We start from the raw sequence: 15,010 nt of genomic DNA, 5'->3' as shown, positions 1-15,010 counted from the left end.
TCAGGGCCTGTCCGGTCTGTTGTCCCCCCTCAATGCTATGACCTCATCCGAATCGAACCGGCGCGCGCATCTGCTGCCAGTACTGCGCAAGCTCTTGAGCGCGATCGCCCTTCCGGTGCTCGCCATCTTCACCGCGATGGTCGTCGGCGCGTTCGCGATCATGCTCGCGAACGCCAACCCGATTGTCGCGTATGTCAGCCTGATTGAAGGCGCGTTCGGCTCGCCCCAGGCGCTCAGCGAGACGCTCGTTTGGGCCACGCCGTACATCCTGGCCGGACTGGCGGTGGCACTGGCGTTCAAGGGCGGCCTGTTCAACATCGGCGCGGAGGGCCAGCTTGCGATCGGCGCGCTGGTCAGTGCCTGGGTCGGCTATGCGCTGCCGGCTGTGCTGGGCATGCAGTTGCCCGCCGTCATTCATATTCCGCTGGCCGTGCTGGCCGGCTCGCTGGGGGGCGCACTGTGGGGGGCCATTCCGGGCTGGCTCAAGGCGCGCACGGGTGCGCACGAAGTGATCAACACGATCATGATGAACTACCTGGCGCTGCTGCTGGCCGGGTTCCTGCTGAACGGCCCGATGAAAGACCCCAACCCGTTGAACGTGGTCGCGCGCACGCCCGGCATCGCGTTGAGCGCGCGCATTCCGCCGCTGTTCGCCGACTACCGCGTGCACTGGGGCTTCATCCTCGCGCTGCTGATGGCGCTGGTGGTATGGTACCTGTTGTTCCGCACGACCATCGGCTTCGAAATCCGCACGGCCGGCCAGAACCCGGACGCGGCGCGCTACGCCGGCATCGGCGTGTCGCGCATGCTCGTGCTCACGATGGGCTTGAGCGGCATGCTCGCGGGGATGGCGGGCACCATCGAGGTCACCGCGCTGAACTATCGCCACGAGTTGTCGTTCGCGCTCGGCTACGGCTTCGACGCGATCACCGTCGCGCTGCTGGGCAAGAACCACCCGCTCGGCATCATCTTCGCCGCGCTGCTGATGGGCGCGATGCGCAACGGCGCGACGCGCATGCAATTTGCGACGCAGGTGCCGGTCGATATCATCTCGGTCATCCAGGCGCTGATCCTGATGTTCATCGCCGCCGACCAGATTATCCGTTACCTCTATCGTCTGCGCGCGCCCCAGGAGCAGATTACGCTCACGCGCGGGTGGGGTGGATAATGGAACGTCGCCGCTTCGGTTTCATCATTGCCATGATCGTCGCGATTATCGGTACGGCGGTCGCGTTGGGCGGCCAGCAGGTGGCGCCGGCGCTCATCGCTGCGAGCATGCTGGCGACGACCCTGCGCGTGGCGACGCCGCTGACGCTGGGCGCGCTTTCGGGCATCTACTGCGAGCGCGCGGGCGTCGTAAACATCGCCATCGAAGGCATGATGCTCGGCGCGGCGTTTTTCGGCTACATCGCTTCGGTCTACACGAATGCGGCCCTGCCGCCCGAGCTGCCCGAAGTCGCGCGTGCGGCGCTCAGCATCGGCGCCGGTCTGTGCGCCGCGTTGCTGAGCGGCGGGCTGTTGAGCCTGCTGCACGCGATGCTGTCCATCACGTTCAAGGTGGACCAGATCATCAGCGGCGTGGTCATCAACGTGCTGGCGGTCGGTGTGACCGGCTTCCTCAATCGCGCGTTGTTCTTCGGGGGTAGCGTGCCGCATGCGCCAGGCGTCCTCCCGACGATCGCGGTGCCCGGGCTGGCGGACCTGCCGGTGATCGGCCCCATCTTCCAGCAGCAGCCGATCGCGATCACCGCCATCGGGCTGGTCGTGCTGACCCATTTCGTGCTCTTCTACACGCGCTGGGGCTTGCGCACGCGCGCCGTCGGCGAACACCCGCGCGCGGCCGACACAGTCGGCATCAACGTAACGCGCATGCGCTATGCCAACGTCTTCATCGGCGGGCTGATCGCCGGGCTGGGTGGCGCGTACTTCACGCTCGAATCGGTGCCGTCGTTCGAGCCGCTGATGACCAACGGGCGCGGCTTTATCGCGCTGGCGGCGATGATCTTCGGCAACTGGTCGCCGTTCGGCGCGTGGTCGGCCTCCCTGCTGTTTGGCGCGGCGCAGGCGCTGCAGATCAACGCGCAGGCGTTCGGCATTCCGGTGCCCGCGCAGTTCGTCGGCATGCTACCCTACCTGCTGACCATGCTGGCGCTGACCGGCATCGTGGGGCGCACCACGCCGCCCGCCGCCGACGGCCAGGCCTACGATAAGAGCGGCTAGGCCGCCCACACGGACGCAGTGCATGACGACGAACTTTGTGCTGGAAGCGCGCGGTATCACCAAGGGGTTTCCCGGCGTGCTCGCCAACGACCAGGTGGACTTCACGCTCGCCGATGGCGAGATTCACTGCCTGCTCGGGGAAAACGGCGCCGGTAAGACGACGCTCATGAACGTCCTCTATGGGCTGTACCACCCCGATGCCGGACAGATCCGCATGCGCGGCCAGCCGGTCAGCCTGCACAACCCGAACGATGCGGTGCAGCGCGGCATCGGCATGGTGCACCAGCACTTCATGCTGATCCCCGTCTTCAGCGTGGCCGAGAACGTGATGCTCGGCATCGAGAGCGTGCGCCGCGGGCGGCTCGATATCGAGCGCGTCTCGCAGCGCATCGAACAATTGTCGAAGCAGTACGGCTTGCAGGTCGATCCGCGCGCCACGGTGAAGGACCTGCCGGTGGGCGTGCAGCAGCGCGTCGAAATCCTGAAGGTGCTGTACCGCAACGCGGACATCCTGATCCTCGATGAGCCGACCGCGGTCTTGACGCCGCAGGAAGTGGACGAGTTGTTCGGCGTCCTGCGCAGCCTCAAAGCCGAACGGAAGTCGATCATTTTCATCACGCACAAACTGCGCGAAGTGATGGATGTGGCTGACCGTATCACCGTCATGCGCGACGGTAAAGTGGTTGGCACGACCGCGCCCGCGCAGACCGACCGCGCCGAACTCGCGCGCATGATGGTCGGGCGTTCGGTCTTGCTGACGGTAGACAAGCGACCGGCCAAGCCGCTCGATCTCGTCCTGCGCGTGCGCGACTTGAAGGTGGCGGATCAGCACGGACTGCCCGCCGTCAACGGCGTCACGTTCGACGTGCACGGCGGCGAGGTGCTCGGCGTGGCCGGGGTGCAGGGCAACGGCCAGTCGGAACTGGTCGAAGCGCTGACGGGGCTGCGGCGGGCGCAATCCGGCGTCATGGAGCTGTATGGGCGCGACGTGACGCACGCCTCGCCGCGCCACCTGACGGAAGCGGGCGTCGCCTACGTGCCGGAAGACCGCCAGCGCTTCGGGCTGGTCGCGGCCTACTCGGTGGCCGACAATCTGATATTGTCCACCTACTATCAGGAGCCGTTTGCGCACGGCCTGACGGTCGACAACCGCGCGATCGAAGCTAACGCGGTGAAACTGATCGCGGAGTACGATATCCGCACGCCGTCGCCGTGGCTGCCGACGCGCAACCTGTCGGGCGGCAACCAGCAGAAAGTCATCGTGGCGCGCGAGTTCTCACGTCCGAACCGCCTGCTGATCGCCAACCAGCCGACGCGCGGGCTGGATGTCGGCTCGATCGAATACATCCACAAAGAGCTGATCGACATGCGCGACCAGGGCTGCGCTGTCGTGCTGGTTTCGGCCGAGCTCGACGAGATCATGTCGCTGTCGGACCGCATCGCCGTCATGTATCGCGGGCGCTTGGTGGCGATCATGCCGGCGGAGCAGGCCACCCGCGAGCAACTGGGGCTGCTGATGGCGGGCGTGTCGCCCGACGCGCAGCACGCCCCGGATGGCACGCGTTAGCGCATTGGCTATGACCGCATCCATGCGCGCGCTGGTCTGGGTGTTCGTTCTGGCCATGCTCGCATCGCTGGTGTCGTGCATGCCGGAGGGCAACGCGCCATCGCCCGGCGGCCTGACACCCACGCCGCCGCCATTGACGCCGCGCCCGACCGCCCCCGCCAGCCAGCCGACGCCTGTGCCGAGCCTGCCGGCGCCGGCCGGCTCCAACGACCTGGTGGTCTGGATCGGGGACGACTTCCCGCTCGATTCGGCCGGCGGCCAGGCGCTCTGGAATGCGCGCAGTGCTTTCCAGAACGCGAATCCGGCAGTGCCGGTCGTGCTACTTCAGAAGAAATCGGAGGGTAAGGGCGGCATCGAAGACCTGCTCGCGACCACCCAGGCCGCCGCGCTGCAGTCCCTGCCTGATGTCGTGACGATCGATCTGCGCGACCTGCCGCGCTACGTGCGCAACGGCATCATTCAGCCGCTCGATGCGACGTCGTCGCAGACGCTGCAAAACGACCTCTACCCGTTTGCCCGTACGGCCGCGCAGGTGGACAACCGTATGTACGCCGTGCCGTTCACGGCCGACTTTCTGCACCTCATCTATGACAGCACTCAGTTCAAGACGCCGCCGCTGACCTGGACGGAGCTGATTTCAAGCGGCGCGCGCTACGCGTTCGCGGCCGGCGGCGATAATGGCGTTGTCGGCGATGCGTTCCTCGCGCAGTATGTGGCGCTTGGCGGCCGCTTTGCGGATGCGCGCGGCCGCCCGGCGCTCGACCGCACGCCGTTCATCGACGCGTTGGAGTTCTACCGCGTGGCGTTCGCGAAGGGTACCACGGTGACGAACACGCTGTCGCTGCGCAACGAGGAAGACACGCTCAAGCTGTATACTGCCGGGCGCGCTCCGCTGGCCGATGCCACCGCGCGCGCGTTCCTGCGCGACCGCGTCTCGCTGCGCGGGGCCGGATTCGGCGCCGTGCCCACCCGCGACGGCAATCTCTCCACCATTGCGCGCGCCTGGGGCTACGCCGTCGTTACGCGCGATGCCCCCCGCCGCGCCGCCGCCCAGCGCTTTGTCGAGTCGCTCGTCAGTTCGGAGGCGAATGCCGCCTGGAACCGCGCGGCGGGCCGCCTGCCGGTGCGCCGCAGCGCGCTGCCCGCCTGGGCCAGCGACATTCTGTACCGCGACTTCGCCAACCAGATGTTGAGCGTGGCGGTCAACCGCCCAACCCCGGCCGCCAGCGGGTCGCTGGACGTGGTCATGCAGTTGGCCATCGTCGATGTGCTCGCGAACGGCGTCAGCCCGGCCGAGGCCGCCGATAAGGCGATTGCCGCGCTGAACCGCTAGCACCGCAGACAACCGGCCAGGTCGTCGATTGGGCGTCTTGCCCGGTGGATTTACACGTGAATCATGCCCTCTGTAGGGGGGCAGGGCGATTCAAAAGTCCCTTGACAAAGCGTGAGACCGTGCCCTGAGAATTCCATCCCGCCACGCAGGATGCGTGAGTGCAGAAACTGATGCGCCGCACATCCAAGCCGTCATTCCAGCGAAGGCCGGAATCCAGGCGGGCGTAACACGGGCCAGTATGCGCGCCAGATGCTGGCGTGGATGCCGGCGGTGGTCAGCGGCTTCGTTGCGCCTGGGCCTCCAGCCCAGGCGTGCTTAACGTCCAGCGGCGCGAAGCCGCTGGACAGCACCGCTGACCGTTAACCGTCCGCTGGCATCGGGCCAGCGGACAACGACATGCCGGCATGACGGGCCAAAATGAATAACCAGTCTATTTGCCCGCCAAGTTTCTGAACAGCTTGTCGAAGGGCAGGGATATGTGCGCGCTTCGACGGCGTCGTTTACCGCTCAGCGCCCGTCTCGTCCGATGCTCATCATGCACTACGACTTTCAAATGACCCAGTGCAGCAATTCTCATTTTGGAGTCGGCCGCCAGTATGCCCCCTCATCCCCTGGCCCCTGCTCCCCCGCGCGCGCGGGGGAGCAGGGGAAAAGCTAACGGGGAGGGCAACGCCGCTTTCTTGTCGAGCCAGCTTGCGTGATAAACACCAAGGGGCCAGTTCATAGCAAGCCGGCATTGGAAAGTACCCGTCCAAAGCCAAAATGGGAATTGCTGGACCCAGTGGAGGGGGCTTGACAACCGGCGCACTCTGACTATAATAGATTAGGTACGGATACCCCCTAGGAGTATACTTAATAAGGAGCTTGAAATGGCTGCAACTCCCGTGCATGTGACGGATCAGGACTTTGAGCAAACGGTGCTGGGCGCGTCGCTCCCCGTGCTGGTAGATTTCTGGGCCCCGTGGTGCGGTCCCTGCAAGATGATTGCGCCGTCGGTCGAGGAACTGGCCCGCGAGTTTGACGGCAAGGCCGTCGTCGCTAAGGTCAACACCGACGAAGAGCAGATCTGGGCCTCGCGCTTCGGCATCCAGGGCATCCCGACGCTGATCTTCTTCAAGGGCGGCAAGGAAGTCGGCCGCGTGGTGGGCGCCGCGCGCAAGGACGTCCTGAAGAGCAAGCTTGAGGCTGCGATGGCCGTCAAGCAGAGTCAGAACTAGCGGAATGGCACGCACGCTGCGCGCGCGCGTGACGGATGACGCCCCGGCACGCAAGCCGGCGCTCGATCCCGAGCTTTCCATCTTCTCGGTGGAGGCGCAGGCCGATCTGGTCGATCGCCTGAAACGCATCGAGGGACAGGTGCGCGGCATCCAGCGCATGGTGGAGGAGGGGCGCGACTGCCGCGCCATCCTCAACCAGTTGACGGCGGTGCGCGCGGCCGCGTACCAGGTCAGCCTGCTGTTGGTGCGCGACTATGCCACCCACTGCCTGCGCGACTCGGAAGAGTCCAAGACGATTGACGAACTGGTGCAGACGCTGAACCATCTGCCGTATTAGCGGCCTTGGTTTTATCCGCTGACTCCGCGCGGGGCGCTCTACAAGGCGCCCCGCGATTGCATATGCGCATAACGGCCAGCGGGCGGGGCACAGAACTGACCTCCGCCTGTCGGCCCATCATTCCGGCATGACGGCCGCCGTGCCGCATGGCCCGACGATGGTATAATTGCCTCCATGATTGCGCCTGCCGGCACGGTCACCTTCCTGTTCACGGACATCGAGGGCAGCACCGCGCTTTGGGAACGCTATCCTGATGCCATGCGAATGGCGCTCGCGCGCCATGACTCACTGGCGCGCGAAACGGTAGAATCGTCCGGCGGCCACATCTTCAAGCTCGTCGGCGACGGCGTATGCGCCGCCTTCACCGGCGCGCGCGCCGCGCTCGACGCTGCGCTGGGGTTCCAGCGCGCCCTGCTCACCGAGCCGTGGGGGCCGGCAGCCATCAAAGCCCGCACGGGCCTGCACACGGGCGAGGCCGAGATGCGCGACGGCGACTACTTCGGCACGGCGGTCAACCGCGCGGCGCGCGTGATGGCGCTGGCGCACGGCGGCCAGGTGCTGCTCTCCGCCGCGACGACCGAGTTACTGCGCGGTAACCTGCCTGAAGCCGCGCAGTTGGTGGACATGGGCGAGCACCGCCTGAAGGGATTGCTCAACCCCGAGCGAATCTGGCAGGTCAGCGTCCCCGGCCTGCGGTCCGAGTTCCCCCCGCTCGTCTCGCTGAATGCGCATCGCAACAACCTGCCGGTGCAGTTGACCAGTTTCATCGGCCGCGAGAGCGAGATCAAAGCGGTGAAGCGGCTGCTGGAGACGGCCCGGCTCGTCACGCTCACGGGGCCGGGCGGGACCGGCAAGACGCGCCTCTCCCTCCAAGTCGCCGCGGAGCTGCTGGACACATTCCCCGACGGCGTCTGGTTTGTGGAACTGGCGCCGATCAGCGACCCCTCGCTCGTGCGGCCCGCCATCGCGCACGTGCTGGGACTGAGCGCGCCATCGGATGAGGCGCTGCGCGATGAGCTCAGCGGCTATCTGCGCGACAAGAAGATACTGCTCGTGCTCGACAATTTTGAGCAGGTGGTCGCGGCTGCCACCGTCGTGCGCGACCTGCTGGCGGCGCCGGATGTGCGCGCGCTGGTATCGAGCCGCGAGATGTTGAGCATTGCCGGCGAGCAGGAATATGCCGTGCCACTGCTCAGCCTGCCCGACCCGGGCCGCCCGACCTCGCTGGCACAGCTCACGCAGTGCGAATCGGTGCGTCTGTTCATCGAGCGCGCGCAGGCGGTCAAGTCCGATTTTGCGATCAACTCCGACAACGCGCCCGCCGTCGCCGAGATCTGCTACCGGCTCGACGGTCTGCCGCTGGCGATCGAGCTGGCGGCCGCGCGCGTGCGCCTCCTGCCGCCGCAGCACATGCTCCCGCAGTTGAGCAACCGCCTGCGCTTCCTCACCAGCAGCGCGCGCGATCTGCCGCGCCGCCAGCAGACGCTGCGCGGGGCCATCGACTGGAGCCATGATCTGCTGAGCGCCGATGAGCAGGCGCTCTTCCGGCGCTTCGCGTGTTTCGCGGGCGGCGCGACGCTCGAAGCGGTCGAGGCGGTCTGCAACCCCGACGGCGCGACCAACGTGCTGGCCGGCGTCGAATCGCTGGCTAACAAGAGCCTGCTGCGCCAGTACGAGGCGCACGGCGAACCGCGCTTCACCATGCTGGAAATGGTGCGCGAGTACGCCCGCGAGAAACTCGAGCAGTCCGGCGAAGCGCTGCGCCAGCGCGAACTGCACCTCGATTGTTACCTGGCGGTGGCCGAGCGGGCCGAACCGCTGGTGTATGCCGGCCCGCAGGCCGAGTGGCTAAACCCGCTGGACGCGGAGCGGGACAACGTGCGCGCCGCGCTGGATTGGGCGCTGGCGCACGACCCGGCGCGCGCGCTGCGGCTGACTGGCGCCGCCATGCTCTGCTGGAGCAGTTGGGCGCTGGCTGAAGCCGTCGACGGGCGCCGCTTGCTGACGGCGGCGCTGGCAGCCGCCCGTCCGCTGGCGGCCGCGGCCGCGCTGCAGCGGGCCCGCGCGCTCGCACTGATGACACTGGGCATCGCCGCCGGCGAGCAGGGCGATAACGGCTTTGCGCGCGTGTGCGTGACCGACAGTATTGCGATTTTCCGCGCGCTCGGCGAGCGGCAGCGACTGGCGTTCGCATTGTCCGTGCTGGGGCTCTCGTGCATGCTGAACGACGACCAGCCCGCCTCGCGCGACGCGCTCGAGGAAAGCATCGCCCTATCGCGCGCCTCCGGCGACACGTGGCTGCTGGGGCGCGCGCTGAGCTTCCTCGGCGTAACGACTACCCTGAGCCCCGGGTCGTACGCAGCGGCGCGTGATCTGTTTCTGGAGTGCATCCGCCTGTTTCAGCAGCTTGACGACCAGCTTGCCGTGGCGATTGCGTACCAGCATCTGGGCCGCGCTGCGTGCGACGTGGGCGACTATGGCCCGGCTCGGGAATACTATGCGCTGGCCTTGCCCGTCATCCGGGCCTCCAACAAGACGCTGTTCCTCAATATGGCCGTCACCGGCCTGGCCGATATTGCGCGGCATACCGACGACTTTGCCGAAGCACGCGGCCACTACCACCAACTGATCGGCGAATGGCAGCGCCTGGGCAACCGCGGCGCGATCGCCCGCGTGCTGGAGTGCCTGGCATTCGTCGACATGCGCGAAGGCCGCACGCGGGGCGCGACCGGATCGGCCGTGCTCTTCCGTCATGCCGCGCTCCTCCTGGGCGCAGCCGAGGCGCTGCGCGAGGCCGCCGCCTCGCCGATGAGCGCCAACGAGCGCGTTGAATACGGGCGCGAGGTCATGGACCTGCAGGCCCTTGCGGGCGAATCGGCAGTGCGCGCCGCGTGGGCGCTGGGCCGCACGCTGACGCCCGCGCAGGCGCAGGCGGCCGCTTGAGCGGGCTGCGCGGGTCGCGCGCTTCGACCCCATCGCGTTCTGCCGCGTACTAGTGCCGTTCCAACTATTAAAACAGGAAATCGTCGATTCCGAATCCCCCTGTCTTAGAGGGGTTTCGTGCGACACTCGTTTCTCAATCTGATAGTTGGAACGGCATTAGGTCAGGCTGCTGCTGGTGCGCGATGATGCCCGCACTGCTTGCGCAACCGGAGCGAGTCCAAGACAATTGATGAACTGGTGCAGACGCTGAACCATCTGCCGTGTTGTTGTTGAGCGTCGTGCCAACAGATTCACGCGGGGCGCCACGGGGCGCCCCGCGCCGCGTTCAAAATGCCATTGGGGCGCGTATCATGGTAGCGGTATAATGGGCGTATCCGGCAAGGAGCGCGGGCATGGATTATAAAGACTACTACAAAGTGCTGGGCGTAGACAAAAAAGCGACCGGGGCCGAGATCAAGAAGGCCTATCGCAAGCTCGCGCAGCAGCACCACCCCGATCGCAACCCGAACGACAAGGCCGCCGAGAGCAAGTTTAAGGAAATAAACGAGGCGTATGAGGTGCTCGGCGACGCCGAGAAGCGCCAGAAGTACGACCAACTCGGCGCCAACTACCAGCAGTGGCAGCGCAACGGCGGCCCCGGCGGCCCCGCCGGCTTTGACTGGAGTCGCTATGCCGGCCAGGGCGCGCCGGGCGGCGGCGCGCGCGTCGAGTACGGCGACCTGGGCGATCTGTTCGGGCAGGGCGGCGATTTCTCCGACTTCTTCCAGACGATCTTCGGCGGGCCGGGCACGGCTCCGCGCGGGCGCGGCGGCGGAACCCGCGCGCGCCGCAGCCGCGACATCGAGCAACCGGTCACCATCACGCTCGAAGAAGCCTGTAATGGCTGCAAGCGCGTCGTCAGCCGCGGTGGCCGCCGCATCGAGGCGAGTATTCCGCCGGGCGTACAGGAAGGCTCGCGCGTGCGGTTGCGCGGCGAAGGCCATGCCGGCGCCAATGGCTCAGCCACCGGCGACCTGTTCCTCGTCGTCAATATCTCGCCCGACGCGCGCTTTGAACGGCAGGGCGACGACCTGTTTGTCGACCTGACCGTGGACGTGTACACGCTCGTGCTGGGCGGCGAGGTGCGCGTGCCGACGCCGCGCGGCAAGGAGATCCTGTTGACGATCCCGCCCGAAACGTCGGCGGGGCGGCAGTTCCGCCTGTCCGGTCAGGGCATGCCGAACGTCAACACGCCCGAGCACCGGGGCGATCTGTATGTGCGCATCAAAGCCGGGCTGCCGCAGAACCTGACGGAGCCCGAGCGCGCGCTGTTTCGTGAACTGGCCGCCCTGCGCTCGAAGCGGCATTGATACGGGCGACTGCGCCAGGGAGAAATGTTATGAACCGATTAACCCGCTGGATGCTGGCGCTGATGGCCGGCGCGCTATTCAGCGTGAGCTGCGGGATGACGTCCGTGCTCACCGATGTCACGCCGAGCGCGGCACCGCAGGCAACCGCAACCGCCGCCGCCGCGCCGACGATCGAGCGGCCGACGCCGACCGCGCCGCCGGCCGCGCCCGCCGCGCCGCTTCCGACCGCGGCCGCATCTGCCTCCGGTCTCGACAACGAGGAGTCGGTGCTGGTCAATGTGTATGCGCGAGTCAGCCCGTCGGTCGTCTTCATCACGGTCTTCTCGTCGGGCACCGGCACCAGCACCACCGGCGAGGCGACCGGTTCCGGGTTCGTGCTCGACACGGCGGGCAACATCGTCACCAATAACCACGTCATCGACGGCGCCAATCGCATCCTGGTTCGCTTCTCCAGCGATCTGGAAGTGGAGGGCCGCGTCGTCGGCGCCGACCCGGACACAGATCTGGCTGTCGTCTCGGTCAATGTGCCGGCGGGCACACTGCGCCCCGTGACGCTGGGCGATTCGAACACGCTGAAAGTCGGCCAGCGCGCGCTGGCAATCGGCAACCCGTTTGGCTTCGAGCGTACCCTGACGGTCGGTTTCATCAGCGCGATGGGCCGTGTCATCCGCCTGTCGGACAGCGGCTACTCGCTGCCGGAGCTGATCCAGACCGATGCGGCGATCAATCCGGGCAACTCCGGCGGCCCGCTGCTGGATTCGCGCGGGCAGGTGATCGGCGTCACCACGCTGATCTTCTCGCGCAGTGGCGTCAACTCCGGCGTCGGGTTGGCCGTGCCGGTCGATTCGATCAAGCGCGTCGTGCCGGAACTGATCAAGAACGGCCGCTACGCGCACCCGTACCTCGGCATCACCGGCGAGACGATCACGGTCGACATGGCGACTCAGCTTTCGCTGCCGGCGCAGCACGGCGTGCTGGTCGTCGAGGCGCGCGCCGGCGGACCGGCTGTCAAAGCCGGCATCGTCGGCGGCAGCAAACGCGCCACCTACAATGGGCGCGCCGTACTGCTCGGCGGCGACATTATCACGGCCATTGACGGCCTGCCGGTCAAGAGTTTCGACGATGTGATTGTGTACCTCGCCAAGCAGACGAAGGTCGGCCAGATCACCGAATTGACCATCGTGCGCGATGGCAAGGAGCAGAAGGTCAAGTTGACGCTTGGCGAGCGTCCGCGCTAGAATGCGTCAGACGCTGAACGCCTGGCGTCGGTCGCTACGGTTCACCTGCAACGGAGAATCCATGAACTCCCCACATCGAACATGGCTGTCATTGGCGCTGGCCGCTCTCATGCTCGGACTGGTCGCCTGCGACTCCGGCGCGGCTGCGCCGACGCAGACACCCTGGATCATCGTCGTGACGAACACGCCGGGTGCGCCGGTGTCCACTACCACGCCCGTCATCCCGCCAACGCCAACGGTCGCACCGACCGTGGCACAGGCGGCGGCGACGCCAACGACTGCGCGCACTGCGACGGCGCCCGCGCCCGCGCGGCTGGCGACCTACCAGGGCGCTGGCGCGCCGTTCAGCGTACAGTACCCGTCGAACTGGGCCGTCAACGACCAGGAAAAGGACCAGCGCCTCGTGACGATCCTCTCGCCCGACAGCGCCGCCTACCTGCTGGTGGTCTACGGTCCCGGCAGCGGGCTGTCGCCGGAGGAGGCGACGACGACGTTCTTGCAGAGCCTCAACTTGCCGGACCTCAAGTTCGGCAGCCTGAAGAAGAACGCCGACGGCAGCGTCGGTCTCGACCTGGAGTTTAACGACCAGTCGACCAAGGCGCCGTGGCAGGGCCAGATGCGCGTGGTCAAGCAGAGCTCATCCAGCCTGTTCTATGTGATCATGTTCGCCGCGCTGCGCGAGTCGTACGACGGTCTGAAGCTGACCGGCGGCAACCTGCTGGCCTCGTTCCAGGAGCGTGCCAGCATCGCCCGCACGCCGCCGCCGATCGTCTCTCTCCCGACGGCCACGCCGACGACGCGCCCGCCGCTGCCCACCGACACGCGGGCGCCAACCGAGACGCCCGCGCCGACCGAGACGCCCGCGCCGCCCACCAACACGCCGCGCCCGTCAGCTGCATTCCACACCGACGTGGGCGGATACACGGGTTACGAAAAATGGGGCGCGCCCAAAGATGGTTGTGCCTCTGGAGACACTCAGCAATGGGATAACACGCATCCGATGAGGCGTCTGACGTTTGATCTGACCATCTATAATGACTCAAGCAGGGTGATCAATCCATCGGATATCTATGTGTCGATGGTTGACACCGCTGGACGTGATCTGCTCTGGTGCAGGTATTCAGGCGTGCCAACAATAGCAGCGCGGGGAAACGGCATGGTTAGGCTCGTTACGTTTGTTGAAATGGACGCCTGGCTGAGCCAGGTTCGTACCACGATCTTCGGCGCGACGGTGCGCGACTGCTTCGCGGCGCAAAACAGCGCGAGTGTGATCGCGTGCCGCTAGGCGGCGGATGCGCATGGAACGGCTGGCTGCGGTTGTGAGCGGGCGTGTGCAAGGCGTCTACTTCCGCGCGCACACCCGCCGCGAGGCGCAGCGGTTGGGGCTGCGCGGCTACGCGCTCAACTGCGCCGATGGCCGCGTGGAAGTAATTGCGGAAGGCGAGCGCGCCGCGTTGGAGTCGCTGCTGGCCTGGTTGCAGCGCGGCTCGCCGGAGGCGCGCGTCGATCGCGTGTCGCCGGCGTGGCTGCCGGCCACCGGCGAATTCGCCGCGTTCGAGGTGCGCCCGTGAGCGCGCCAGCCATGCCGGCCGAGCGCGACATGCAGCGCATCGCGTGGACGGTGCTGCTGGCGTCGTTCAGCGCGTGCATGCTGCTGTTCTTCGGCACGCCTGCGCTCGCCTACTGGTATTTCAACACCGCAACCGACCCGCAGGAGTCGGAGTTGACCGTGCTGTCGGGCACGGCGATCGTCGAAGTGCCCGGGCGCGAGCCATCGGGCGAGCGCGCCACGCGCAAGGTGCCGGAGGGCGCCGTCATTCGCACCGACGCGAACACGCGCGTGCGGCTGTTGACCTTTGACGGCAGCACGCTGACCGTCCTGCCCGACTCGCAGGTGCGCCTCGCGGCCATGCGCAAGGCGTCGTTCAAAATCTCGTCGCTCGTCAACCAGGTGCAGGTCGACCTGCGCGCCGGCCGCCTGCGGCTGGCGATCGCTGGCAACGGCGAGCCGCACGAGGTGCATCTCGCCATGCCGCAGAGCGAGGCGCACCTGCAGGATGGCGAGTACCTGGCCGAAGTCGTGGAACCGCAGAGCGACCTGATCGTGCGCAACGGGCAGGCGTTACTGCGCGCGCGCGACACGACCGTCGTGCTGGGCGCGCGCCAGCGCGCGCTGATCGCCGCGAGCGGCAGCCTGACGGGGCCGCTGCCCGCCCAGCAGGACCTGTTGGCCAACGGCAGCTTCGATTCACCGCTGTCCGACAGTTGGACCGTCTACAACGACCAGGGCGGCGATGGCGGCACGGTCAACGGCACGGTGAGCATCGTGCAGGAGCAGGGCCGGCCCGCCGTGCGCTTCGTCCGCGCCGGCAGCAACGGCAACCACATCGACACTGGCATCGAGCAGGCCATCGACAAGGACGTTACCGACTTCGAGTCGGTCCGCCTGCGCGCCGACGTGATGGTGACCTTCCAGTCGCTGTCCGGCGGCGGCTACCTGAGCAGCGAGTTCCCGCTGATGGTGCGCGTCAAGTACCTGGATATCCGCGGCGGGCAAAACTTCTGGGTGCATGGCTTTTACTATCAGAACGACGCGCGCAACCCGACCGCCAACAGCGAGCAGGTACCGCAGTCGCTCTGGTACCCGTACGAAAGCCCGGACCTTCCCCTGGTGCTGAACCCGCGCCCGGCGCGCATCCTCTCCGTGCAGATCTACGCCTCGGGCTGGGACTTCGACAGCCTGATCTCCGATATCGGTTTGATCGTGCAGTAGCGCAACGAAAAGGCCCGCGTCGATGCTCGGATC

12 protein-coding genes are annotated in these 15,010 nt (G+C 66.9%); all 12 read left to right on the top strand.

The window, feature by feature from the left end:
- Positions 1-37 precede the first annotated feature (37 nt).
- The 12 genes from HZB53_05265 to HZB53_05210 all read left to right on the top strand — a co-directional run bounded on the left by HZB53_05265 (position 38) and on the right by HZB53_05210 (position 14,977).
- Positions 38-1,168 (top strand): ABC transporter permease, encoded by a 1,131-nt coding sequence (locus HZB53_05265; protein ID MBI5877042.1) that lies wholly within the window; start codon positions 38-40, stop codon positions 1,166-1,168.
- On the top strand, positions 1,168-2,220 hold the full coding sequence (locus HZB53_05260; protein MBI5877041.1) for an ABC transporter permease: 1,053 nt from the start codon (positions 1,168-1,170) through the stop codon (positions 2,218-2,220). The genes HZB53_05265 and HZB53_05260 overlap by 1 nt, the downstream gene beginning before the upstream one ends.
- Positions 2,221-2,242: 22 nt before the next feature.
- A complete protein-coding gene (locus HZB53_05255; protein ID MBI5877040.1) occupies positions 2,243-3,787 on the top strand; it encodes an ABC transporter ATP-binding protein in 1,545 nt (514 codons plus the stop codon).
- Positions 3,788-3,797: 10 nt separating this feature from the next.
- A complete protein-coding gene (locus HZB53_05250) occupies positions 3,798-5,120 on the top strand; it encodes an extracellular solute-binding protein (GenBank protein MBI5877039.1) in 1,323 nt (440 codons plus the stop codon).
- Between the two features lie 869 nt (positions 5,121-5,989).
- Positions 5,990-6,337: a thioredoxin gene (gene trxA / locus HZB53_05245; protein MBI5877038.1), complete on the top strand. Its 348-nt coding sequence runs from the start codon at positions 5,990-5,992 to the stop codon at positions 6,335-6,337.
- Positions 6,338-6,341: 4 nt separating this feature from the next.
- Positions 6,342-6,674, top strand: coding sequence for a metal-sensitive transcriptional regulator (locus HZB53_05240; GenBank protein MBI5877037.1), 333 nt, complete (start codon positions 6,342-6,344; stop codon positions 6,672-6,674).
- Positions 6,675-6,848: 174 nt separating this feature from the next.
- Entirely contained in the window at positions 6,849-9,617 is a 2,769-nt protein-coding gene (locus HZB53_05235; protein MBI5877036.1) for an AAA family ATPase, read from the top strand.
- 392 nt (positions 9,618-10,009) lie between these two features.
- On the top strand, positions 10,010-10,966 hold the full coding sequence (locus tag HZB53_05230) for a J domain-containing protein (GenBank protein MBI5877035.1): 957 nt from the start codon (positions 10,010-10,012) through the stop codon (positions 10,964-10,966).
- Between the two features lie 29 nt (positions 10,967-10,995).
- Positions 10,996-12,204 carry a trypsin-like peptidase domain-containing protein gene (locus tag HZB53_05225; GenBank protein MBI5877034.1) on the top strand — a complete coding sequence of 403 codons (1,209 nt, stop codon included), beginning with the start codon at positions 10,996-10,998 and terminating at the stop codon, positions 12,202-12,204.
- A 61-nt stretch (positions 12,205-12,265) separates the two neighbouring features.
- Positions 12,266-13,489: a hypothetical protein gene (locus tag HZB53_05220; protein MBI5877033.1), complete on the top strand. Its 1,224-nt coding sequence runs from the start codon at positions 12,266-12,268 to the stop codon at positions 13,487-13,489.
- Between the two features lie 7 nt (positions 13,490-13,496).
- On the top strand, positions 13,497-13,775 hold the full coding sequence (gene yccX, locus HZB53_05215) for an acylphosphatase (GenBank protein ID MBI5877032.1): 279 nt from the start codon (positions 13,497-13,499) through the stop codon (positions 13,773-13,775).
- Positions 13,772-14,977 carry a FecR domain-containing protein gene (locus HZB53_05210; protein ID MBI5877031.1) on the top strand — a complete coding sequence of 402 codons (1,206 nt, stop codon included), beginning with the start codon at positions 13,772-13,774 and terminating at the stop codon, positions 14,975-14,977. Before yccX ends, HZB53_05210 begins: the two co-directional genes overlap by 4 nt.
- Positions 14,978-15,010: the final 33 nt, after the last annotated feature.

It is taken from the genome of Chloroflexota bacterium (genome assembly GCA_016235055.1).
GTDB lineage: Bacteria > Chloroflexota > Anaerolineae > JACRMK01 > JACRMK01 > JACRMK01.
This window is presented reverse-complemented; position numbering and strand designations above follow the sequence as displayed.

Coding starts and splice junctions, on each gene's coding strand:
- HZB53_05265 (MBI5877042.1), top strand. CDS start 38: ATGACCTCATCCGAATCGAACCGGCGCGCGCATCTGCTGCCAGTACTG.
- HZB53_05260 (MBI5877041.1), top strand. CDS start 1,168: ATGGAACGTCGCCGCTTCGGTTTCATCATTGCCATGATCGTCGCGATT.
- HZB53_05255 (MBI5877040.1), top strand. CDS start 2,243: ATGACGACGAACTTTGTGCTGGAAGCGCGCGGTATCACCAAGGGGTTT.
- HZB53_05250 (MBI5877039.1), top strand. CDS start 3,798: ATGACCGCATCCATGCGCGCGCTGGTCTGGGTGTTCGTTCTGGCCATG.
- trxA (MBI5877038.1), top strand. CDS start 5,990: ATGGCTGCAACTCCCGTGCATGTGACGGATCAGGACTTTGAGCAAACG.
- HZB53_05240 (MBI5877037.1), top strand. CDS start 6,342: ATGGCACGCACGCTGCGCGCGCGCGTGACGGATGACGCCCCGGCACGC.
- HZB53_05235 (MBI5877036.1), top strand. CDS start 6,849: ATGATTGCGCCTGCCGGCACGGTCACCTTCCTGTTCACGGACATCGAG.
- HZB53_05230 (MBI5877035.1), top strand. CDS start 10,010: ATGGATTATAAAGACTACTACAAAGTGCTGGGCGTAGACAAAAAAGCG.
- HZB53_05225 (MBI5877034.1), top strand. CDS start 10,996: ATGAACCGATTAACCCGCTGGATGCTGGCGCTGATGGCCGGCGCGCTA.
- HZB53_05220 (MBI5877033.1), top strand. CDS start 12,266: ATGAACTCCCCACATCGAACATGGCTGTCATTGGCGCTGGCCGCTCTC.
- yccX (MBI5877032.1), top strand. CDS start 13,497: ATGCGCATGGAACGGCTGGCTGCGGTTGTGAGCGGGCGTGTGCAAGGC.